21 protein-coding genes are annotated in these 22,452 nt (G+C 71.9%); 14 read left to right on the top strand and 7 right to left on the bottom strand.

What is annotated here, in order from left to right; genetic code table 11:
- The first annotated feature begins 347 nt into the window (after positions 1-347).
- The 3 genes from NBX02_RS17815 to NBX02_RS17825 all read left to right on the top strand — a co-directional run bounded on the left by NBX02_RS17815 (position 348) and on the right by NBX02_RS17825 (position 2,687).
- Positions 348-950 (top strand): PaaI family thioesterase, encoded by a 603-nt coding sequence (locus NBX02_RS17815; protein WP_250283414.1) that lies wholly within the window; start codon positions 348-350, stop codon positions 948-950.
- 160 nt (positions 951-1,110) lie between these two features.
- Positions 1,111-1,467, top strand: a complete 357-nt coding sequence (locus NBX02_RS17820) for an ArsR/SmtB family transcription factor (protein ID WP_250292304.1) — start codon at positions 1,111-1,113, stop codon at positions 1,465-1,467.
- A complete protein-coding gene (locus tag NBX02_RS17825; protein WP_445548514.1) occupies positions 1,467-2,687 on the top strand; it encodes a malic enzyme-like protein in 1,221 nt (406 codons plus the stop codon). Before NBX02_RS17820 ends, NBX02_RS17825 begins: the two co-directional genes overlap by 1 nt.
- Positions 2,688-2,711: 24 nt before the next feature.
- Here NBX02_RS17825 and NBX02_RS17830 read toward each other — a convergent pair whose 3' ends face one another.
- From NBX02_RS17830 to NBX02_RS17840, 3 genes are all read right to left on the bottom strand, one after another.
- On the bottom strand, positions 2,712-4,214 hold the full coding sequence (locus NBX02_RS17830; protein WP_250292307.1) for a DHA2 family efflux MFS transporter permease subunit: 1,503 nt from the start codon (positions 4,212-4,214) through the stop codon (positions 2,712-2,714).
- 185 nt (positions 4,215-4,399) lie between these two features.
- On the bottom strand, positions 4,400-4,888 hold the full coding sequence (locus NBX02_RS17835; RefSeq protein ID WP_250283421.1) for a MarR family winged helix-turn-helix transcriptional regulator: 489 nt from the start codon (positions 4,886-4,888) through the stop codon (positions 4,400-4,402).
- A 173-nt stretch (positions 4,889-5,061) separates the two neighbouring features.
- Positions 5,062-6,153: a substrate-binding domain-containing protein gene (locus NBX02_RS17840; RefSeq protein WP_250292309.1), complete on the bottom strand. Its 1,092-nt coding sequence runs from the start codon at positions 6,151-6,153 to the stop codon at positions 5,062-5,064.
- 346 nt (positions 6,154-6,499) lie between these two features.
- Here NBX02_RS17840 and NBX02_RS17845 point away from each other — a divergent pair, with 346 nt between their 5' ends.
- Positions 6,500-7,747, top strand: a complete 1,248-nt coding sequence (locus tag NBX02_RS17845; protein ID WP_250283424.1) for a phosphate ABC transporter substrate-binding protein PstS — start codon at positions 6,500-6,502, stop codon at positions 7,745-7,747.
- Between the two features lie 65 nt (positions 7,748-7,812).
- Here NBX02_RS17845 and NBX02_RS17850 read toward each other — a convergent pair whose 3' ends face one another.
- On the bottom strand, positions 7,813-8,028 hold the full coding sequence (locus tag NBX02_RS17850) for a hypothetical protein (RefSeq protein ID WP_445548513.1): 216 nt from the start codon (positions 8,026-8,028) through the stop codon (positions 7,813-7,815).
- Positions 8,029-8,131: 103 nt separating this feature from the next.
- Entirely contained in the window at positions 8,132-10,618 is a 2,487-nt protein-coding gene (locus NBX02_RS17855; protein WP_250292310.1) for a SpoIIE family protein phosphatase, read from the bottom strand.
- A gap of 163 nt (positions 10,619-10,781) precedes the next feature.
- On the opposite strand from NBX02_RS17855, the gene hrpA reads away from it, so the two are divergent.
- The 10 genes from hrpA (at position 10,782) to NBX02_RS17905 (ending at position 21,109) form a co-directional block, all read left to right on the top strand.
- Positions 10,782-14,900: an ATP-dependent RNA helicase HrpA gene (gene hrpA, locus NBX02_RS17860; protein ID WP_250292311.1), complete on the top strand. Its 4,119-nt coding sequence runs from the start codon at positions 10,782-10,784 to the stop codon at positions 14,898-14,900.
- Between the two features lie 165 nt (positions 14,901-15,065).
- Positions 15,066-16,052 (top strand): aldo/keto reductase, encoded by a 987-nt coding sequence (locus tag NBX02_RS17865; protein WP_445548515.1) that lies wholly within the window; start codon positions 15,066-15,068, stop codon positions 16,050-16,052.
- Between the two features lie 196 nt (positions 16,053-16,248).
- A complete protein-coding gene (locus NBX02_RS17870) occupies positions 16,249-16,764 on the top strand; it encodes a Uma2 family endonuclease (protein ID WP_250292315.1) in 516 nt (171 codons plus the stop codon).
- A 133-nt stretch (positions 16,765-16,897) separates the two neighbouring features.
- Positions 16,898-17,845, top strand: a complete 948-nt coding sequence (locus NBX02_RS17875; protein ID WP_250292317.1) for an SPFH domain-containing protein — start codon at positions 16,898-16,900, stop codon at positions 17,843-17,845.
- A 9-nt stretch (positions 17,846-17,854) separates the two neighbouring features.
- Positions 17,855-18,109 carry a hypothetical protein gene (locus tag NBX02_RS17880; protein ID WP_250292318.1) on the top strand — a complete coding sequence of 85 codons (255 nt, stop codon included), beginning with the start codon at positions 17,855-17,857 and terminating at the stop codon, positions 18,107-18,109.
- Positions 18,106-18,747 carry a GOLPH3/VPS74 family protein gene (locus tag NBX02_RS17885; protein WP_250292320.1) on the top strand — a complete coding sequence of 214 codons (642 nt, stop codon included), beginning with the start codon at positions 18,106-18,108 and terminating at the stop codon, positions 18,745-18,747. The genes NBX02_RS17880 and NBX02_RS17885 overlap by 4 nt, the downstream gene beginning before the upstream one ends.
- A 43-nt stretch (positions 18,748-18,790) precedes the next feature.
- Complete coding sequence (locus NBX02_RS17890; RefSeq protein ID WP_250292322.1) at positions 18,791-19,069, top strand: hypothetical protein; 279 nt, start codon at positions 18,791-18,793, stop codon at positions 19,067-19,069.
- A complete protein-coding gene (locus NBX02_RS17895) occupies positions 19,047-19,640 on the top strand; it encodes a hypothetical protein (RefSeq protein ID WP_250283440.1) in 594 nt (197 codons plus the stop codon). The genes NBX02_RS17890 and NBX02_RS17895 overlap by 23 nt, the downstream gene beginning before the upstream one ends.
- A gap of 65 nt (positions 19,641-19,705) precedes the next feature.
- Positions 19,706-20,491, top strand: coding sequence for an ImmA/IrrE family metallo-endopeptidase (locus NBX02_RS17900; protein ID WP_250283443.1), 786 nt, complete (start codon positions 19,706-19,708; stop codon positions 20,489-20,491).
- Between the two features lie 6 nt (positions 20,492-20,497).
- The gene (locus tag NBX02_RS17905) at positions 20,498-21,109 is read left to right on the top strand and encodes an AAA family ATPase (protein ID WP_250283444.1); all 612 of its coding nucleotides are present in this window, start codon (positions 20,498-20,500) and stop codon (positions 21,107-21,109) included.
- Here the strand turns inward: NBX02_RS17905 and NBX02_RS17910 are convergent.
- Both NBX02_RS17910 and NBX02_RS17915 read right to left on the bottom strand, forming a co-directional pair.
- Positions 21,016-21,672, bottom strand: a complete 657-nt coding sequence (locus tag NBX02_RS17910; RefSeq protein ID WP_250283446.1) for a TIGR03085 family metal-binding protein — start codon at positions 21,670-21,672, stop codon at positions 21,016-21,018. The genes NBX02_RS17905 and NBX02_RS17910 overlap by 94 nt on opposite strands.
- 106 nt (positions 21,673-21,778) lie before the next feature.
- On the bottom strand, positions 21,779-22,452 hold a 674-nt coding region (locus NBX02_RS17915; protein WP_250292324.1), incomplete at its 5' end, for a VIT1/CCC1 transporter family protein.

Below are 22,452 nucleotides of genomic sequence, written 5' to 3' on the forward strand. Positions count from 1 at the left end.
GGCCGGGCGGGCCGGGCGGGCCGGGCGGGCCGGGCGAGAGCGTCCCGGGCCGGGCCACACCATCGACGCCCCGGTCCGTGCCGGCGCCGGCCAGAAAAGCCGGTCGGGGACAGCCCGACAAATCACGGCCGCGCCGCCGCCGGCCGACGTGGCGGTGAATTCCCCGTCAATTCCGCGAAAGAACCCGGTGAATCGCGCCGGCCGCCGCCGGCACCTGCCCCGCCACCCGCCCGGGCCCGCGTCCGGCCGATCGCGCCGCGCGATTCCTGGTAACCTGCTCACCGGCGTCAACCATAAAAAGGCGACCACGGCGACGGGAACGGGAACGGGAACGGGGAGATTTCAGGATGCCAACCGCCGACACCGCCGGTGACGTACCCGTCGATATCGACATCCCCCGCCCGCCGGGGGAGTTCCCGGCCGGCGAGCATCCCGGCGAGGCGGTCGAGGTCCCCTGGTCGGCGGTGCCGGACTACCGCTGTTTCGGCTGCTCGCCACACAACGAGCAGGGCCTGCAGCTACGGATCCGGACTCATCCGGAGGGGGTACAGGCCCGCTTCCGCTTCGGGCGGGCCCACGAGTCGTACCCGGGGGTTGTGCACGGCGGCCTGACCGGGGTGGTCTGCGACGAGGTCATGGGCAATCTGATCGTGCTGCGGACCGGCCTGACGGCGTTCACCACCACCATGAAGGTGCGCTACCTCCTGCCGCTGCTCGTCGGGACGGCCTACGACTGCGTGGCCCGGATCCGCACCGAGGACGAGGACAGGCCCGGCCGCCGGCTCGTCCACGCCGGTGCCGAGATCCTCAGCCTGGACGGCGACGCGATGGCCACGGCCACGGCCAGCTACCAGCTGGTCAGCCTCCAGGCGGCGCGCCGGCACCTCGCCCTCGGCGACGCGGACGCCGAACGGCTGCGCGCCGTCATGTCCGAGCGGCAGAACGGGTAGCCTCACAACCGCCCCGGTGGGCGGCTCCCCTCGGGGGCGGCCGGCGAACCCGGCGCGGATGCGGGCGTCCGGCAGTACACTTGCGAAGTTCTTCAATTTCAACAACGGATGCCGGTCAACAACAGGTTCTGGTGCGGTGGACGGGCTTGAAGGGAGTCCGGTGGGGGTACAGGTTCCGCTCTACCAGGCGAAAGCGGAGTTCTTCCGCATGCTGGGGCATCCGGTGCGGATTCGGGTGCTCGAGCTGCTGGCGGAGGGGCCGGCTCCGGTGCGCCAGCTGCTGGCGGCCATCGAGGTGGAGCCGTCGAACCTCTCCCAGCAACTGGCGGTGCTACGCAGGTCCGGGATCGTGACGGCGACCCGGGACGGCTCGACGGTGGTGTACGCGCTGGCCGGCGGCGACGTGGCCGAGCTGATGCGGGCCGCGCGGCGGATCCTCACCGAGATGCTGACCGGGCGTGAGGAACTGCTGGCGGAGCTACGCGAGGCCGAGACGAGCTCCGCCCTACCACGGTGATCACTCCTAGCCCGCTCGGGGCCAACCCGGCGTACAGCATCCAGATCCGGGTACCGTCCCGGGCGCTGGCCGCGGTCCAGACGATCATCGCCGACGCGCCGGGAGCCGTCACCTGCCAGGCGGACGAGGCGGGCGCCGGCGAGGTACACCACATCACCCTGGACGCCGACAGCGCGGACACCCTGACCTGGCTGGGCGGCGTCCTGCGCCACCGGCTGGGCGCCGACCTCCTGCACACCGAGGACCTGGTCTTCCTCGCCGCGTCCACCGGCAAGCTCGCCCAGCGGGTCTGTGCGGTCACCACCACCGGCCACGACGTCGCGCTGCTGGACGCCGACGCGGACCGCCGCGTGATCACCCATCTGGCCGAGCACCCCCTGCACACCGACCGCTACACCGGTCGGTCGCGCCGGGTCGCCCTGGTGACCGACGCCAGTGCCGTGCTCGACTTCGAGCCGCTGCGGGCCGAGACCGCCCTGCCCGCGGTGGAGTCCCAGGCGGTCCACCTGCACCGGGCCACCGGCCTCGACGTCTTCCCGCTGCCCATCGCCGCCCACGGCCCGGACGACCTCGCCGCGGCCGTGCGCATGCTCGCCCCCGGTTTCGCCGCCACCATCCTGGTCCACACCCACATCCAGCATGTGCACGCCGCCCGCGCCGCGCTCGACACCGTCCCCCATCTGCTGTTGGACAGCGTCAACGACGGCCTCGCCGTCGCCGCCACCGCCGCGGCCGTCAATGCGTTGCGGCTGCGTTCCATCGACCCGCGCCGGGCCCGGGTCGTCCTGGTGGATCCGGGCCGCGGCGGGGATCTGTCCGGCCTGCTGATCGCCGCCGGTATCGGTGACCTCACCTTCTACGACCCGGTGCCCTACGGCACCGCCCCGCTGCACCAGCTCGCCGACGGCATCGATCTGATCATCGACCTGATCGGGCTGATGGCCCCGCCGCCGGGCGTCCCGCTGCTGCGGACCCGCCCCGAGACCCCGCCACCGCTCGCCGCCGCCACGACGGCTCCCCGCCCGCTGCACGCCCTTCCCGGCCTGCTCACCGCGGCGATCACCACCCAGCGGCGGATCACCCCGGCGGCCCGCCTGGCCGCGGTGGAGGCACTGGCCGCGCACGCCCGGGCCGGGGAGCTGCTGCCGCCGCTGGACCATCCGGACCTCACGCCGGCCGTGGCCGCAGCCGCCGCCCGCGCCCTGACCGGGGCTGGGTAGCCGTAGCCGGCAATCGATCGCTGACTACTCGGCGGCGGCCGCGCCCTCGAAGTAGGTGATGTCCATGGCGGGAGGCTCGTCGGCGGGCGCGGGCTCGTACGTCGCCCCGGCCGCTGGGCGCAGGACGGTGGCCGCGATGAGGACGGCGACGGCCACGAAAACGGCACCGACGCCGAACGCGAGGTGGTAGCCGCCGGTCAGCGCCGCGGCGGTGCTCTCCCCGGCCCCGGCCAGATGTCCGGTGCGCGACGCCGACAGCGTGGCCAGGATCGCCAGGCCGAGCGCGCCGCCGGCCTGCAACGTCGTGTTGACCAGGCCGGAGACGAGCCCGGAGTCGGCGGGCGTGGCGGCGGACATGGCCAGTGTCGTCAGCGCCGGGAAGGACAGTCCCGCGCCGACGCCGAGCAGCAGCATCGCCGGCAGGACGTCCGTGGCATAGCTGCCGCCCACAGGTGCGCGGGTGACCAGCGCGAGCCCGGCCATGCTGAGGACCAGGCCCGGCACCAGCACGGCACGCTCGCCGAAACGGGCGTTCAGCTGTGTGGAGAAACCGAGGGAGAGCAGCCCGATCCCCAGCGAGACCGGCAGGAACGCCAGGCCTGTCCGTACCGGGTCGTAGCCGAGCACCCGCTGCAGGTACAGCGCGCCGAGAAAGAACATCCCGAACATGCCGGCCACCATCAGGATCTGGATGAGGTTGGCCCCGACGACGTTGCGCGACCGGAAGATACGCAACGGCAGGAGCGGGTTGCTCGCGCTCGCCTGGCGCACGACGAACCCGGCGAGCAGGGCGGCCGCGACGGCGCCGGAACCGAGCGTGCGCGTGGAGGCCCAGCCGTGATCGGCCGCCGCGACAATTGTGTACACACCGAGCATCAGCGCCGCGGTGACGAGAAACGCGCCCGCGATGTCGGCTCCCGCGCGCAGCCCGATCCCGCGCTCGGCCTGGAGCAGGCGTGCGGCCAGCACGGCGGTCACGATCCCGAGGGGGATGTTGACGAAGAAGATCCAGTGCCAGCTGAGGGCCTGGGTGAGGGCACCGCCGGCGAGCAGGCCGATCGAGGCGCCGGCGGACGCGACGAAGCTGTAGACGCCGATCGCCCTGGCCTGCTCCCGTGGCTGCGGGAACATCGTAACGATCATGCCCAGGATCACGGCGGAGGCCATGGCCCCGCCGACGCCCTGGACGAACCGTGCGATGATCAGCATCTCCTGGCTGCCAGCCACGCCGCACAGCAGGGACGCCGCGGTGAACACGCTCAGCCCGGCCATGAAGACGCGCTTACGGCCGATCAGGTCGCCGAGCCGGCCGGCGAGGAGCAACAGGCCGGCAAAGGCGATCAGATAAGCGTTGACGACCCAGGCCAGGCCCGACTGGGAGAAGCCGAGGTCGTTCTGGATGGCGGGCAACGCCACGTTCACGATCGCCCCATCCAGAATGATCATCAGCATCCCGACGCAGAGGACGACGAGCGCCGGCCAGCGGGAGTCGCCGGTTCGGGTGGCCGATGCGACACGCCCGGTCATGCGGTCGCCTGCGACAGGCCCGGTCATGTGGTCGCCTCCTGGCGGCTCGGGGACTTGGGATGGCTCGGGAGCCGAACCGGTTGCGGCGCGGAAGAATCATGATCGCGCCGCCGGGGCCGGCTGGGCTCACGAGCGCCAGATGCGACCGTACCAGATAGTTTTGTTCGGGAAGATTTCTTTCAGAACTAATGGAGCCGGGGCTCGCGCCGCCGTACCGGCCGCTCACACTGCACCGGCGTGGACAGCCGGCCCTGGACGAGCCGCACCAGCCCGTCGACGAAGGCGTCGCGCTCAGGGGCCGGGAGCGCCGCGAGCACGTCGTCGCAGATGCGCGTCACGATCTCGTGGGCCCGGGCGGCCGTTCGCCTGCCTTCCTCGGTGACCCAGACGATCCGGGCCCGGCGGTCCGTGCTCGACGGCCGTCGCTGCACGAGCCCCGCCTTCTCGAGCTCGTCGAGCGTCACCACCATCGTGGTCTTGTCGAGGGCGCACAGCTCGGCAACCTGGCCCTGGGTCAGGTCGCACGACATCGCACTGGACAGGACGTAATGGCCACGCGGTGAGATGCCGAGCTCGGTGAGGCCGGCCGCCAGCTCCGTGGTCAGCGCGTGGCTTGCCTGCGACAGGAGGAAGGCGAGGTCCGCGACAGACGCCGCCCGCGCGCTGGTGGCCATGGAGCAAGCGTAGCAATATACATCCAGAACAAGATCTTTTTTTGTTGGGACGGCCGGCCGTACCGGCATCGCGGCACCCTCACGCCGAGGCCCGCGGCCCCCTCGCGTCGATCGGCGCCCGCCCTCGGCCCACGCGGCACAGCTGTGATGTCTGTGATGTCTGTGACGTCCTGTCATCGGGCAGGTACCGGCAAGGAGTCCCAGACCTGGGTGAGCCGTCTGAGGGTGGTGGCACCCGTTGCCGGCAGGAGGTCGGTGACGCCGTCCGCCCGCAGCCCGTTGGCGGGGACGAACGGGGCGCCCTCGGCCCCCAGGCCCGAGCGGAACGCCTGGCTGACCAGCCACGTCTGTGAGTCCGGCTCACGCAGGAAACGCAACAGGCCCGCGGCGGCCGCGCGCCGCCCCGCCGCGGTGCCCGCCGGATGCAGCAGCAGGTACGGATGGTCGGACACGGGTGTCCCGTCCGCGGGGTAGACGGCGGTCAGCGGGACCGCCGGCTGGCCCTGGTTGTACCGCCAGACCTCCTGTTCGTTCATGACGAACACCGCCCCGGAGCCCGCCTGCGCCTGGCCGGCCCGGGAGCGCAGCTTCCGCAGCAGGCCCACCACCGACGGCTGGTCCACCGCGGTGGCGGGCAGATAGTCCTCCTGGCCGAGGCCGCGGGCGGCGCCCGTCCAGGCGATGAGCGCCTGGAGCGCGGGGGTGGAGCGGGCCGGGTCGGCCATCTCCAGGCGCACCGGCCCCCACCCGGGATGTCCGAGGGCGGCCCAGCCCTGCTCCGCGCTCAGCGCGCGCAGGATGTCGGCCCAGGTGGGTGGGCGTTCCGCCCAGTGCAGGGCGTTGGCCATGGGGGCGGGCAACGCGAGGACCAGCGGCGAATAGGCCAGCGGCGGCCCGGTACGCGCGGTGACGGCACCGGCCTCGCCGCCCGGCCGGGCGGCGCCGAGCAGGCGTGGCCACAGCGAGCTGTCGGGAATCCACACGTCCGGACGCGGCCCGTACCGTGCGCTGTCCCACCCGCCGTTGAGAGCCTCGACCACGGTCGCCGGCTCCCGCGCCTGGACCCGGATGGCCGTGCATCCCCGGCCCGGGCCGTCGGTGTAGCGGCTGGCCAGGGCGGAGACGGCGTCGACGATGTCGGGGGCGGCGACCACGAGAAGCTGCTCCGCCGGGCACGCCGTGCCCATACCGGCCGGCCCCGGCCGCAGGCCGCCCACCAGCAGTGCGCTCAGGGCCGCCAGCGCGGTGACCAGCGGGACGGCCAATATCCGATACGAAAGACGATCGGCCCACTGATGGGCGTGCTGATGAGCGTGACGGGCCCGGCCGGGATGGATCCCATGGGTGATCCCAGGCGTACGGATCTCACGGGTACGGATCCCACGGGTACGGTGAGCGGGCCGGACACGGTGGGATGATGGGCGCCGCATGCCGCGAACAATAACGAAAACGCCGGCCGCCCCCGCGCCGGCCGGCGGCGTCCCAACCGCCCTTCAGCCATGTTCACCTTCAATTAGCCGGCCGTCCACACGGAGCACGATGCCACGTTTCCGGGCCACTGCGACCATCCGCATTCGCGTATTCCAGATGCGAGAGAATGCGGATCGGGGGATGGAGGTGGCCACGGCGCGACGCGTTCCGCCACGGCGAGCGGCGGCCGCCCGGCTGCTCGTCCCGCTCGTCACCGTGTTCTGCCTGGCCCTGACGGCCTGCCTGGCTCTGACGGCCTGTACGGCGGACGGGCCGGACCGGGCCACCGGGGCCAGCCCGGATCCGCAGTGCGCCGCGGGGAAGCTGGTCGGCGCGGGCGCCACCTTCCAGCAGAACCTGCAGGCCCGGTGGATCAGCGACTTCACCACCCGCTGCCACGACGCCCAGGTGACGTACGATCCCGTCGGATCGGGTGTGGGTATTCAACGCTTCATAGCCGGCAACGTGGCTTTCGCCGGTTCCGACGCCGTTCTGACAGAACGGGAACAACAGGACGCCAACAAACGCTGTACCCAGTCGATCACGACCACGACGCACAAACCATCCGCAACAGCCGGACCAGCCCTGGCCGCCGAACCGTCCGGTCCGGCCCCGGCAGGCCGGGCACTGCACATCCCCGTCGCCGGCGGCGCTCTCGTGTTCGTCTACAACCTGCCGGGTGCGTACTCCCTGCGGCTGTCGCCGGCGACGGTCGCAGGAATCTTCCAGGGCGAGATAACCACCTGGAACGACCCGCGAATAGCGGCGGAGAATCCCGGCGGCGCACTGCCCGCCCTGCCAGTGCGTCCCGTCCACCGCCAGGACTCCTCCGGATCGACCGACATCTTCTCCCGGTATCTCAGCGCGACGGTGGGAGCGTCCTGGCGCCTCGGGACCGGCAAGGAGCTGTCCTGGCCGGACAGCTCCCTCGCCGCCAGGGGCTCGGAGGCGGTGACAGCCGGCGTCATGTACAGGCCGGGCGGCATCGCCTACGTGGAGCTGTCCTTCGCCGCCGAGCAGGGGCTGCCGACGGCGGCGCTGCGGACCACGTCCGGCACGTACGTCTCGGCCAACGGCACCAGCGTCGCCGCGGCGCTGAGCCAGGCCGCCGCGGCACCGGGACAGTCCGCCGCGGCACCGGGACAGTCCGGCCGCGAGGACCTGCGGCTCCCGATCGACTACACGCCGGACGACCCGCTCGCCTACCCGGCGTCCGCGGTCACGTACACGATCGTCTGCGCGCGGGGGAACGACAACGTCGAGCTCCTGCGCTACTACCTCGCCTACGCCCTTGCCCAGGGGCAGCTGAGCACCCGGACGATCGGCTACGCCCCCCTGCCCGGCCCGGTCGTCTCCGTGGCCCGCCGGCTCACGGCCTCCCTCGGCTGACCGGGACAGCCGGAGCTGCCGGGACAGCCGGGGCTGCCGTCACGGCGCTCACCCCGGGCGGGGCCTCACCGGCATCCCCCGGGGATTTTCGCCCACCGGCCGGGGTCGGCGCCGCCGAGCCAGCGATCGATGTCGGCGCGCCACCAGACCCGGGTGCCACCCCAGGTCGCGGTACGGTTCACCACCGCGGCCGGGGCGGGCGCGCGCGGATCGGTCCGGAGCCGGTGGTCGACGGCCTGACGGGTCACGCCCAGCGCGGCTGCGATATCGGACGAGCCCACGAGCTGCGGTGAATCGCACACGGAAACGGACGATAACCCCCGGACGGCCCCGGCGACAGAGCCCGGAAGGTGAACCAAGGACCACAGCCGGCCCACGGGAGCGTCAGACCGGGGCGTCCCAGAGGCCGCCCCAGCTCGGCAGGCCCGTGTCGAACGAGCGCAGCGGCTGCTCGGCCCAGATGGTCTTGCCTCTGGACGTGTACCTGGCGCCCCACCGCTGGGTGAACTGCGCCACCAGGAACAGCCCCCGGCCGCCCTCGTCGGTGGTGCGGGAGTGCCGCAGGCGCGGCGAGGTGCTGCTGCCGTCGGAGACCTCACAGATCAGCGTGCGGTCGCGGATGAGGCGCAGCCGGATCGGTTCGGTGGCGTACCGGATCGCGTTCGTGACCAGCTCGCTGACGACGAGCTCGATGGTGAGCACCTCCTCGCCGCACCCCCACGCGACCAGCTGCCGGGCCGCGTGGGCGCGGGCGAGCGCCACCACGGCCGGGTCCGCGGGAAGGTCCCAGGAGGCGACCCGTTCCGCCCGCAGGGCGTGGGTGCGCGCGAGCAGGAAGGCGACGTCGTCCTCGGGCCGGTCGGGCAGCAGCTCCTTGATCACCCTGTCCCGGATCTCCTCCAGCGGGCGGTCCGCCCCGTCCAGCGCCGCGCGCAGCTGCTCCAGCCCGGCGTCGACGTCGCTGCCCCGGCCCTCGACCAGCCCGTCGGTGTACAGGGCCAGCAGGCTGCCCTCCCCCAGCTCCAGCTCGGTGGACTCGAACGGCAGGCCACCGAGGCCCAGCGGCGGGCCCACCGGCAGGTCGAGGAAGTCCACCGTCCCGCCGGGGCTGACGAGGGCGGGCGGGGGGTGGCCGGCCCGCGCCAGCGTGCAGCGCCGGCTGACCGGGTCGTACACCGCGAAGATGCAGGTGGCCCCCAGCACTGCGGTGCTGGCGCTGCCCGCGGCGTTCTCCTCCTCGTCGGCGAGCCGGATGACCAGGTCGTCCAGGTGTGCCAGCAGCTCGTCGGGGGGAAGATCGAGACCGGCCAGGGTGTGCACGGCGGTGCGCAGCCGCCCCATGGTCGCCGCCGCGTGCAGCCCATGGCCCACGACGTCCCCGACGACCAGGCCCACCCGGGCGCTCGACAGCGGGATCACGTCGAACCAGTCCCCGCCCACGCCCGCGCTCTCGTCCGCGGGCCGGTAGTGCGACGCCACCTCCACGGCGGTCTGGCCGGGCAGGCTGCGCGGCAGCAGGCTGCGCTGCAGGGTCAGGGCCGCGGCGTGCTCCCGGGTGTACCGGCGGGCGTTGTCGACCCACACCGCGGCCCGGGAGGCGAACTCCTGCGCGATCAGCAGGTCGTCCTCGTCGAACGGATCCGTGCGCACCCGCCGGACGAACGTGGCCACCCCCATGATGACGCCACGGGTCCGGATCGGAACCACCATCAGCGACCGGATGCCGAACCGGCGGATCTTCGCCCACCGGGGCCGGTCCTGCGCGATCCACGGATTCGTCGCGACGTCCAGCACCGGTTCCAGCACGGGCCGGCCGTCGGTCAGGCAGCGGGCGGCGGGAAACGACGGCTGGACGACGTCCCCGGTCCGCGCGACCGACTCCGGGCACCCGGGGAGCACCGAGCGCTGCCCCGCCCGCCGGATCCGGGATGTGCCGGTGACGGGCTGCGCCGGTTCCTCACCCCGCAGGACCGACTCCAGCAGGTCGACGACGACGAAGTCGGCCAGGCGCGGCACCGCCACGTCCGCCAGGTCCTGGGTGATGCGCATGACGTCGAGGCTGCTGCCGATCCGCGCGCTGGCGTCGTTGAGCAGGGCCAGCCGCTGCTGCGCCCGCCAGCGGTCGGTGACGTCGACGACGATGTAGCACACCCCCAGGACCCGCCCGGCCGAGTCGTCCAGCCGGAAGAAGGAGGTGGAGTAGGCGTGCTCCCGGTGGGGGTCGGCGACCGTCCGGCCGCGGTACTCGAAATTCATGATCGGCACTCCGGTCCGGAGCACCTCGCGCATCCGTTCCTCGATCCGCTCGGCGGGCAGGCCCGGCAGCAGCTCGCTCAGCCGCCGGCCGAGACGGGCGTTGCGCGGTACACCGCCGGAACGCGCCAGCGCGTCGTTCAGCCACCTGTACCGCAGCTCCTCGTCCAGCAGGGCCATGCCGATCGGCGACTGGGCGAGCATGCCGCCCAGCATCAGCTGGTCCACCATCCACCAGGGCATCTGCGCGTCGTCGGAGGCGAGCACGAGCCAGCTCGAGCCGTCGTCCGGGCCGAGCATCGGGCAGACCCGGGCGTAGAGGTCCATGCGGTGGCCGTCCGCGTGCACGACGGGCAGCCGTCCTCCCCAGCCGCTGTCGGCCTGGCACCGCCCGGCCCCGGCGCTTACCGCCGTGCCGTCCGCCGACCGGTGCAGCAGCGCGGTGGCCGCACGGCCGAGCACGTCCGCGGCGGCATGACCGAGCATCCGCTCGGCGGCCCGGCTCCACCAGACCACGGTGCCCCGCCGGTCGAGGACCGCGCTGGCCACCGGCAGCGGCCCGAACGGGTCGCCCCCGACAGCGGCATCCGTCGTCTCGGGTGCTCCGGATACGTCCATCGCCGGATGTCCTACCCAGGCCGCCCCGCCTTATCTGCTCCCGCTGTGCGGGATAGTAGGTCATGACACCGGGAATGCCGGGGGGACGGCGGACGGCCGGCCTTCCGGCCGATGCTCGTGCCCCCTTGCCCGCTCTCCGTACTCTGTTGGACGCTGCCTTCTGATGCCTCCGCTCGCCGAGCTGGCCGAACGCCTGCCCGATCTGATGGTTCGTGACCAGCGCCGCCTGCAACGCCGTGTCGACGGCGCGCGCAGGATACGCGACCCCCAGGCCCGCGCGGCGGTGGCCGCCGAGATCGCCGCCGACGTCGAGGCGGCGGCGCTGCGCGTGCAACGGCGGCTGGCGGCCGTGCCGCGGATCACCTATCCCCCGGACCTGCCGGTCAGCCAGCGCAGGGACGACATCCGCGCCGCGATCCGCGACCACCAGGTGGTGGTCCTCGCCGGCGAGACCGGCTCCGGCAAGACGACGCAGCTGCCGAAGATCTGCCTGGAGCTCGGCCGGGGGGTGCGCGGGCTGATCGGTCACACCCAGCCGCGGCGCCTGGCCGCCCGCGCCGTGGCCGAACGCGTCACCGAGGAGCTCGACGGCCCGGACGCCCGGCCGGGCGCGACCGTCGGCTACAAGGTGCGGTTCACCGACGAGGTCGGCGACAACAGCCTGATCAAGCTGATGACGGACGGCATCCTGCTGGCCGAGATCCAGACCGACCGGCTGCTGTCCCAGTACGACACGTTGATCATCGACGAGGCCCACGAACGCAGCCTCAACATCGACTTCATCCTGGGCTACCTGCGGCAGCTCCTGCCGCGCCGGCCCGACCTGAAGGTCGTCATCACCTCGGCGACGATCGACCCGCGGCGTTTCGCCCGCCACTTCGGGGACGCGCCGGTGATCGAGGTCACCGGCCGCACCTTCCCGGTGGAGGTCCGCTACCGGCCGCTGGTCGTGCCGGCCGGCTTCGACGCCGCCGGTGGCCCCGGCACCGGCCCCGACCCCGGCACCGACGGCGAGAGCGGTGACGGCCCGGCCACGATGATCGAGCGCGACCTGCCGGAAGCGATCACCGCCGCCGTGGACGAGCTGTGCGCGGCCGGGCCCGGCGACATCCTGGTCTTCCTCAGCGGAGAGCGGGAGATCCGGGACACCGCCGACGTCCTGGCGAAGAAGCAGCTGCCGAACACCGAGATCGTGCCGTTGTACGCACGGCTGTCCGCCGCCGAGCAGCACCGGGTGTTCCAGCCCCACACCGGACGCCGGATCGTGCTCGCCACCAACGTCGCGGAGACGTCGCTGACCGTCCCGGGCATCAGGTACGTCGTCGACCCCGGCCTGGCGCGGATCTCCCGCTACAGCAACCGGACGAAGGTGCAGCGGCTGCCGATCGAGGCGGTCTCGCAGGCGTCCGCGAACCAGCGCAAGGGGCGGTGCGGACGGGTCGCCGACGGGATCTGCATCCGGCTGTACTCCGAGGACGACTTCGGCGCGCGCCCGGCGTTCACCGACCCGGAGATCCTGCGTACCAACCTCGCCTCGGTCATCCTGCAGATGACCGCGCTGGGGCTGGGTGACATGGCGGACTTCCCCTTCATCGACCCGCCCGACTCGCGCAGCATCTCCGACGGCGTGCTCCTGCTACGGGAGCTCGGCGCCGTCGAGCCGGCCGGCACGCCGAAGCAGCCGGACAGGCCGCAGGCACAGCCGGACAGGCCGGAGACGCCGGGCCGGGCCGGCGCGCAGATGCGGCTGACCCCGCTGGGGCGCAAGCTGGCGCAGCTCCCCCTCGACCCGCGGCTGGCCCGCATGGTGCTGGCGGCCGGCGACAACGGGTGCGTCCGCGAGGTCATGGTCATCGCCGCCGCGCTGTCCATCCAGGATCCGCGGGAACGTCCCGTCGACGCGCAGCAGGCCGCCGCGGAGAAACACGGCCGCTTCACCGACCCGCAGTCCGACTTCCTCGCCTACCTCAACATGTGGGAGTACCTGCGGGAACAGCAGGAGCAGCTGTCGGGCAACCAGTTCCGCAGGCTGTGCCGGGCCGACTTCCTGAACTACCTGCGGGTACGGGAGTGGCAGGACGTCCACGGCCAGCTGCGCCAGGTCGTGAGAAGTCTCGGAATACCCGTCGGCGGCACCCCAGCCGACCCGCGGAACATCCACCTGGCGCTGCTCGCCGGCCTGCTGTCCCACATCGGCGTCAGGGACGCCGACAAACAGGAGTACCAGGGGGCGCGGGGCTCCCGGTTCGCGGTCTTCCCGGGCTCCGCGCTCTTCCGGAAGCCGCCGCGCTGGCTGGTGGCCGCCGAGCTCGTCGAGACGTCCCGGCTGTGGGCGCGGACCGTCGCGCGCATCGAGCCGGAATGGGCCGAGGCACTCGCGCCGCACCTGGTGAAACGCACCTACAGCGAACCGCACTGGGAGAAGAAGCAGGCCGCCGTGGTCGCCTTCGAGAAGGTGGCCCTGTACGGGCTGCCGCTGGTGGCCTCCCGCCGGGTGAACTACTCCGCGGTCGACCCCGCCCTGTGCCGGGACCTGTTCATCCGCCACGCCCTGGTGGAGGGCGACTGGCAGACGCACCACGCGTTCTTCCACGACAACCGCAGGCTGCTCGACGACGCCGAGGAGCTTGAGCACCGGGCCCGCCGGCGCGACATCGTCGTCGACGACGACACCCTGTTCGACTTCTACGACCAGCGGATCCCCGCCGACGTCGTCTCCGGCCGCCATTTCGACAGCTGGTGGAAGAAGGCCCGCCGCTCCCAGCCGGACCTGCTGGCGTTCTCCGCGCCCATGCTCGTCAGGGCCGGCGCGGACGGCGTCGACGAACGCGACTACCCCGACGCCTGGCGGCACGGGGAGCTGACGCTGGCGCTGTCCTACCAGTTCGCGCCCGGCACGGACGCCGACGGGGTGACCGTGCGCATCCCGCTGCCGCTGCTCAACCAGGTCAGCTCCGACGGCTTCGACTGGCAGGTGCCGGGCCTGCGGGCGGAGCTGGTGACCGCGCTGATCCGCTCGCTGCCCAAGCAGATCCGGCGCGGCTTCGTGCCGGCGCCCGACTACGCCGCGCGGGTGCTCGCGGCGGTGGCCCCGGCGGACGGGCCGCTGCTCGCCGTGCTGGAACGCGAGCTCGAGCGTCTCACCGGGGTGGCGGTGCCGCGGGAGTCCTGGCAGCTCGACCGGGTGCCCGACCATCTCAGGATCACGTTCCGGGTGGTGGACGAGGAGCAGCACACCCTCGCCGAGGGCAAGGACCTGGCCGCGCTCGTCGACCAGCTGGCGCCGACGATGCGCGCGGCGGTCCGCACCGTGGCCGACGGCGTCGAGCGCGACGGCCTGCGCGGCTGGGACTTCGACGCGCTCCCGCAGCTCGTGGAGCGGCAGCGCCCCGGCCCCGGCCGGCCGGCGCGGGCGTATCCCGCACTGGTCGACCAGGGGAGCAGCGTGGCGATCCGCGTGTTCGCCACCGAGACCGAGGCGCGCCAGGCCATGTGGCCGGGCTGCCGGCGCCTGCTGCTGCTGAACATGCCGTCCCCGGTCAAGCAGATCAACGCGCGGCTGAGCAACACGGCTAAACTGACGCTGAGTCACCATCCGTACCGCGGCGTCGTCGAGCTGCTCGACGACTGCGTCGCCTGCGCCGCCGACAAGCTGATCGCGGCCGCCGGCGGGCCGGTGTGGGACGCCGACGGGTTCACCAAGCTGCGGGGCATCGTCCAGGCCGACCTGGACGAGACCGCGTTCGACGTGGTGACGAAGGTGGAACGCGTCCTCGCCACGGCGCACACCGTCACCGGGCAGCTGGCCGACTGGCAGGCCCGCACGCAGCCGCAGCCGCAGCCGCAGGCGCAGTCGGCACGGTCGCGGGAGCCCGCCCGGCGGGCGGGGACGAGCGCCGGCCCCGCCGCGCTGGCACCGGCGCTGGACGACATCCGCTCCCAGCTCTCGGGGCTGGTCTATCCGGGTTTCGTCAGCGCCACCGGCTGGCAGCGGCTGCCCGACGTCGCCCGCTACCTGGCCGCGATCGAACGGCGGCTGGAGAAGCTCCCGTCCGACCCGGACCGCGACCGGCAGCGCATGCTGCAGGTCGAGCAGGTGACGCTGGAACACCGGCGGCTGCTCGACCGGACGCCGCCGGACAGCCCGCACCGCGAGGAGCTCCAGCGGATTCGCTGGATGATCGAGGAACTGCGGGTCGGCCTGTTCGCCCAGACCCTGCGCACCGCCTACCCGGTATCGGTGGAGCGCATCTTCCGCGCCCTGGACCAGCTGCCCCTCTGACACCCCTCTGACGTGGGAATTACCGGCCCGTCCGACCGGTTGGGTGCAGATGCGGTGGGGGCTGTGTCGCAACGGAGAGCCAATCTCACGAGGAGCGTGGGGCACGTGTCGCTTCGCCCTTTCGGACGAACCGGAGTCCAGGTCAGTCCGCTGACACTCGGGGCCATGATGTTCGGCGCCTGGGGCAGTCCCGACCATGACGAGAGCATCGCGGTCATTCACCGCGCGCTCGACGCGGGCATCAACGTCATCGACACCGCGGACGTCTACTCACAGGGTGAGTCCGAGGAGATCGTCGGCAAGGCCCTCGCCGGTGGCCGCCGCGACGAGGTGGTGCTCGCGACGAAGTTCCACGGGGTGATGGGCGACCGGCCCAACCAGCGCGGCAACTCCCGGCGGTGGATCGCCCTCGAGGTCGAGAACAGCCTGCGCCGGCTGCGGACCGACTGGATCGACCTCTACCAGGTCCACCGCCCCGAGCCGGGCACCGACTTCGATGAGACCCTCGGCGCCCTCAGCGACCTCGTCCACCAGGGCAAGATCCGCTATATCGGGACGTCGACCTTCGAGCCGTCGGGCATCGTCGAGGGGCAGTGGACCGCCGAGCGCCGCGGGCGCGAGCGCGTCGTGTCCGAGCAGCCGCCCTACTCGATCCTGGCCCGGGGCATCGAGCGGGAGGTCCTGCCGGTCGCGCAGCGCTACGGCCTGGCGGTGATCCCGTGGAGCCCGCTGGCCGGCGGCTGGCTGTCCGGGCGCTACCGCAAGGGCGCCGAACCGCCGGTGTCGCGCCGCAGCGCGCTCGTCCCCGGCCGGTTCGACCTGAGCCGGCCGGCGAACGTCGCCAAGCTCGAGGCGGTCGAGCGGCTGGCCCTGCTGGCCCAGGATGCCGGGCTGTCCCTGATCCACCTGGCCCTCGCCTTCGTCCTGGAGCATCCCGCCGTCACCTCGGCGATCATCGGCCCGCGGACCCTCGAACAGCTCGAGTCCCAGCTCGACGCCGTCAAGGTGACGCTCACACCGGACGTGCTGGACCGTATCGACGAGATCGTCCCGCCGGGTACGACGATCAACCCGGAGGACGCCGGCTACCAGCCGCCGTCCCTGACCAGCCCCGCGTCGCGCCGCCGCGGCAACGGCAACGCGGCCCACTGACCGACCACTGGAATCCACCCCGTACCTCTCCGGGGCGCCACCTGCGCTGGCATGTTGGCATATGTCGTAGCACATGCGGCGCCCCGGAAGACCCTGATGGATCGCGGTATGGCGTCGATCTATCATTGATCAGGAACGCAAGGTCGCAGGGAAACAACCCGAGCTGGGACAGCCCGACCTGGGAGATGATTTCGACGTGCGCACTGTGATCCTCGGCGAACGCCCGCATGTTCTCGACGAGTTCATCGCCCGACGCCAGGCACTCGGGCAGGACACCTTCGACGAAGTGTGGGACGGGGAATATCACGTGGCACCAGGACCATCCGCGGAACACGGCCGCGTCGATGACGAGTTGAGTGCTCTGTTGCGGTCGCGCGCACGCGCCGCCGGACTCGTGCGCACCGGCCCGTTCAATCTCGGCCGCCAGGACAACTACCGGGTGCCCGACGGTGGGCTGCACCGCGGGCGGCCCACCGGGGTGTTCCTGCCCACCGCCGCCGTGGCCGTCGAGGTCGTCTCTCCGGACGACGAGACCTACGCGAAGATCGATTTCTATGCCGCGCACGGGGTGGACGAGCTGATCGTCGCCGACCCCCAGCACCGGACCGTGCGGATCTGGCAGCTCGTCGGCGGCAAGTACGACGAGACCGGGCGCAGTGGCCTGCTCCAGGTCAGCGCCGCGGAGCTCATCGACGGCATCGACTGGCCCTGAGCCGGCGCCGCTCTCCCAGCCGCGTCCCGCTGTTCCTCGTTCAGCCTCCCCGTGGTCACGCCGCCGCCAAAAAGTGATATCACTCTGATAGAATTTGGATGTCGGCGACAGCGGCACACAAGGGGGATCGACCATGAGCACCGAGAGCTCCGAAGCGGCCACGCGGATACCCGCGGCACAGATCCAGGAGCGGCCCGTCAACGGGGTGCCCGGCTGGGCCGCGCTCGCCCTGAGCCTGGCGGTGGTGTTACTTCTCGGGCCCGGCGCCATCGCCGGCGGGATACTGCTGGTGCTGGCGTTTTCCGGCCCCGGCCGCGCCGGCGGCGTGGTACTGGTCGTCCTCGGCAGCCTGCTCGTCCTCGGCGGCGCGGTGACGCTGTTCGGCCTGACCGCCGTCGCGCCCGGCCAGGCGCGCGTGCTGTCCCTGTTCGGCCGCTACACCGGGACGATCCGCACGACCGGCCTGCGCTGGGTGAACCCGTTCTCGAGACGACGCAAGATCTCGACCAGGATCCGCAACCATGAGACCACCACGGTCAAGGTCAACGACGCGGACGGCAACCCGATCGAGATCGCGGCCGTGGTGGTCTGGCAGGTGCGGGACACCGCACGGGCCGTCTACGAAGTGGACAGCTTCGTCGAGTTCGTCGGCACCCAGGCCGAGACCGCGGTGCGGCACATCGCCACCAGCTACCCGTACGACAATCACGGCGACGCCACCCTCTCGCTGCGGGAGAACGCCGCCGAGATCACGGGCAGGCTCTCCGAGGAGATCGCCGCGCGGGTGGCGTCCGCCGGGGTGCGGATCATCGAATCGCGCATCACCCGCCTGGCCTACGCCCCCGAGATCGCCCACGCCATGCTGCGCCGCCAGCAGGCCGGCGCCGTGGTCGCCGCCCGCCAGCGGATCGTCGAAGGGGCGGTCGGCATGGTCGAGCTCGCCCTCGCCCGGCTCGAGGCACAGGACATCGTGGCGCTGGACGACGAACGCAAGGCGGCCATGGTCAGCAACCTGCTGGTCGTCCTGTGCAGCGAGCAGTCCACGCAGCCGGTGGTGAACACCGGCTCGCTCTACCACTGAGCGTCGCCGGTGACGGAGCGGAAGAAAATCCTACTGCGGCTGGATCCCGCCGTGCACGACGCGCTCGCCCGCTGGGCCGCCGCCGAACTGCGCAGCACCAACGCCCAGATCGAGTTCCTGCTGCGCCGGGCGCTGTCCGAGGCCGGCCGGCTGCCCGAGGACGTCGGACGCCTCCCGCGCCGCGGACGCCCCCCGAAGCCCGGCCCGGACACCGACGAAGAGCATGACCAAAAAGAGCACGGCCAAGGAAGGACACAGCGGTGAACCTCCCCGAATCCCTGCCGGCGCGGCTCTACCTGGCTTCCTACGATATCGACAGACAGCGGCTGACCGGCCGCCTGTACCTCGGCTACCTGCTGCGCGCCGCGGCGCTTACCGACCTGTTTCTCACCGGCCATCTCAGCGACGTGAAGGGCAGGGCGCGGGTGATTCCGCCATCGGCGGCGACGGGCCGCGTCCGGGATGTGGATCCGCTGCTGGCAGGCATCCTGAAGCAGATCACCGGATCATCGCGGCCACGTTCGTGGCAATACTGGATCCGCCGGGAGGCCCGTCCGGCCGTACGAGCGGTACGGGACCAGCTGGAGACTGCCGGCTGGATTCGCGTGGAGCCACGCCGGATACTCCACCTGTTCCCCGCGGACGCGATAACCGTGCGGGATCCGCGCGTTGTCAGGGAACTGCACGCCAACGCCGGCCGGGTGGTACACGACGGCGTCCCGCCAGCGCGTGTCGACCCGTACGACGCCGCCGTTGTCGCGCTTGCCGCCGCCGCCCAGCTGAGGACCGTGCTCACCCGGGCACAACAGCGCGAGCACCGGGCACGGATCGCCCAGCTGGCCGAAATATGCGGCCCACCACCGATTGCGCTGCGCAAAGTAATCGTCGCCGCCCAGGCGTAGGCCGCGGCCTGAAATCCCGGAGCACCACCGGCCGTCAGCGGCCATGGGCAGCCGCCCGGCACCGCCCGGCGGCCCATGGCCGCTGACGGCCGGCGTCCGCTATGATCGATTCATCCGTCATGGCCGGCTGCCACCCGACGAAGTGACACCCGACGAAGTGACACCCGACGAAGTGACACCCGACGAAAATGCCGGCTTCACCGTGTACGGCTGGCGGACGGACGACCAGGCCGGAGAAACGCCGGCCCAGATACAGGGAACCGATTGCGACAGTGCGAGAAGCACGGAAGAGGAAAGCTGTGACGACGTGGTACACGGCTGATCTCCACTTCGGCCACACGAACATTCTGACCTATGCCTCCCGCCCCTGGCCCGACGTCGAGACGATGAACGCCGGCCTGGTGCGGCGGTGGAATGCCGTCGTGGCACCCGAGGACACGGTGTGGGTGCTCGGGGACGTCTCCCTGACGCCGACGAAACTCGGCCCGGTCGCCGGGCTGAACGGCCACAAGATTCTCGTCGCGGGAAATCACGATGCCTGCTGGTCCGGGCACCGCCGGCACACCGGCCAGGTCCGGCGTTACATCGACGCGGGTTTCACCCACGTCCACGCGGACGGAGTCGTGCGGGACCACCGCATTGGTGATCATATTGTCACGCTGGCGCACTTCCCGTACCACGGCGACCACACGGAGCGGGACCGCTACGCCGACCGCCGCCCCGAGGACGACGGCCGCCCGCTGCTGTGCGGGCACGTGCACGACGCCTGGCAGATCCACGACCGGCAGATCAACGTAGGCGTGGACGTCTGGGACTGGACCCCCGTCCCGGCGGAGAACATCGCGAAACTACTCGATCATCTTGATGCCACGGCCCAGCCCGCCCTCCGGTAGCGGCTCCCCCACTCGTGTTCCGCGGGGCACGAGTGTTCCGCGGAACACGAGCTGTTCCGCGGGCCGTGGGTCGGGGCAGGAAGCCGACCAGCCGGGCAGGCGGAGGCATCCAGGCGGAACGCTGTGCCTCACAGGTACGCCAGCTTCTCGGTCTTGACGGCGCCGAGCCCTTCCTGGACATATCCGCGCGCGTAGGCCGGCTCGGTCTGCTGGCCTTCTCCTTCGATCTGGGGCCGGACGCCGCGGACGCCGCGTCGATCCTGCTGGCCCGCGGTGGCATCGCCATCGTCAACGGTCACCTCCGGGTAGGGCGGCGGCGGCTGGCTCTCGCGCACGCACTGGGCCACTATCTGTTCGCCGACGAATACACGGTCGACTGGCGCATCGCCGAGCAGGACGACGACAACGCATGGGAAACCCGGCTCGACCGGTTCGCCCGAGCCGTCCTGCTGCCCGCGGCCGGGCTGCACCGCACCTGGGCCGAACTGCGGGAGCGCGGCGATGACCTTCGCACCGCCGTGGTCAGGGCCGCAAGCGCCTTCCGCGTCGACATGTCCACTTTGGCGCGCCGCCTGTGGGAACTCGGGCAGGTGGATCAGAACGAGGCCCATCGGATCCGTTCCGTGCGCACGACCAGGACCGATATCGTCGAGTTCGACCTGCTCGTCCACGAGGAGCTGGCCGCACCCTCACTCGCCAGGCAGTACGAGGAATCGGTACTGAGGCTGTACCGCGGCGAGACGGTCTCCCTGGCCCGGGCAATCGACCTTCTCTTCGAAACCTGGGACGAAGAGGAGCTGCCCACGCTGCCGCCGCTTCCGGAGAGCGCCATCTGGAAGTTCGTGTCGTAACCAGGCGTGGTCAGCGGGCGGCGGCGCCAGGGGAAGACCTTCCTGCTGGAGGCTCTTGCCCGCCAGACACCGGGCCTGTACTTCGGGGCCACCCGGGCGACGCAGGCGGAGTCGCTGCGCCTCTTCGCCGAGGCTCTGGCCGAGCACACACGTACGCCGGTGCCCCAGCGGTTCGCCAACTGGGACGAAGCGATCGTCCACCTGTTCTCGGTGGCCGGCGGCCGGCCCGGACCAGTTGTGATCGACGAATTCCCGTATCTGAGCACAGTGTCCCCCGAACTCCCGTCGATTCTTCAGCGGGAGATCGACCGGGCGGTCTCCGGTGGCAACAGCATCGCGCTCCTGTTGTGCGGCTCGGCCATGTCGGTGATGGGAAAGATGCTCGCCTGCAACGCCCCGCTGTGCGGGAGAGCCGGTCTCGAACTGGTGGTACGCCCGTTCGACTATCCGCTGGCCACGCGTTTCTGGAACATCGACGATCCGGCCCTGGCCGTTCAAGGATCTCTACGCGGACGGGGACTGACTTACAGGCCGGAGGGGGCGGCCCGGAAGTCGGCGATGGCCGTGTCGTCGCCGCGGATGTCCACGAGGGCCTGCTCCCGGCGGTTGAAGGCGTAGAGCAGCAGTTCGGGGGCCGCGCCGGCAAGCACGACCTGCCGGCCGCCGGAGCGCAGCACCTGCCGTCCCTCCCCGTCGGTACGCTCCGCCACGACGCCGACCGGGGACTTGCGGACGCCGAGCTTGCCGACCATCTTCAGCGCCTTCCACAGTTTGTCCCGCTCGGCGACGTCGAGATCCCGCGGCTTCCAGTCCGGCTGCGCCCGCCGGACGTCCTCGTGGTGGACGAAGTACTCGACATGGTTGATCATCTCGTCCACCAGCGCGACGTGGGCCGGGTGCCATACCGGCGCGCCCTTGCGGACCAGCGCGACAAGATCCTCATAGGAGTGCGACTCCCTGGTGGCCCGTTCGACGCGCTCGGTGATCTTGTGCAGTTGCGGTATCGCGAGCCCGGGCAGCGTCTGCGGCTTGCGGTCCCGGGCGACCAGGTGGGCGGCCAGGTCGCGAGTGGTCCAACCGGTGCACAGCGTCGGCTGGTCGGGACCGAGCTCCAGCAGGAGGTCACTGAGCTCCCGCCGTTCCTCCTGCGCATACCGTCCCTGCCGGGTCTGTCCTGCCATAACCAGCACTTTAGCCGGCAGCGCTCCTGTCGTGCATCAGCGCGACCACACCAGGTGATCGTCGCGGACGGAACAGGCGCCGCCACCGGGCCCAGCCGCCATGGGCTCAGCCGATGGTGGTGCCGACGAGGGCGCCCACCGCGGCCGTCACGGCCATGGCGGCCGATCCGCCGAGAACGACGCGGACCGCCGCCCGCGCCCGCCTCGCGCCGCCGAGCGCGGCGCCGGTGACGCCGAGCAGCGCCAGCCCCACCTCGGTGATCACAACCAGTAACACGGCCCTGGCCGTGCCGGAGCTGGCGAGCAGTGCCACCAGCGGGAGCGCCGCGCCCACGGCGAAGCTCAGCGCCGAAGCCCCGGCGGCCTGCGCCGGGCGGGCGGCGCTCTGCGGCGACTGGCCGAGCTCGTCACGGGCGTGCGCGGCGAGGGGGTCGGTGCGGCTGAGCTCCACGGCCACCTCCCGCGCGAGCCGGGGGCTCAGCCCGCGCTGGACGTAGATACCGGCCAGCTCCTCCAGCTCCGCGTCGGGGTCGGTCGCGAGCTCCGCGGCCTCGGTGGCCAGGTCCTCGCGTTCGGCGTCCTTCTGGGAGCTCACCGAGACGAACTCCCCGGCGGCCATCGACGCCGCCCCGGCGACCAGCCCGGCAAGGCCCGCGGTCAGCACGGCCGTCCGGGACGCCGACGAGGCGGCCACCCCGAGCATCAGGCTCGCCGTCGACACCAGCCCGTCGTTCGCGCCGAGCACCGCGGCGCGCAGCCAGCCCAGCCGCCCACCGTAAT

Origin of the sequence: Protofrankia sp. CiP1_Cm_nod1 (assembly GCF_920888515.1) — a bacterium.
Classification (GTDB): Bacteria; Actinomycetota; Actinomycetes; order Frankiales; family Frankiaceae; genus Protofrankia.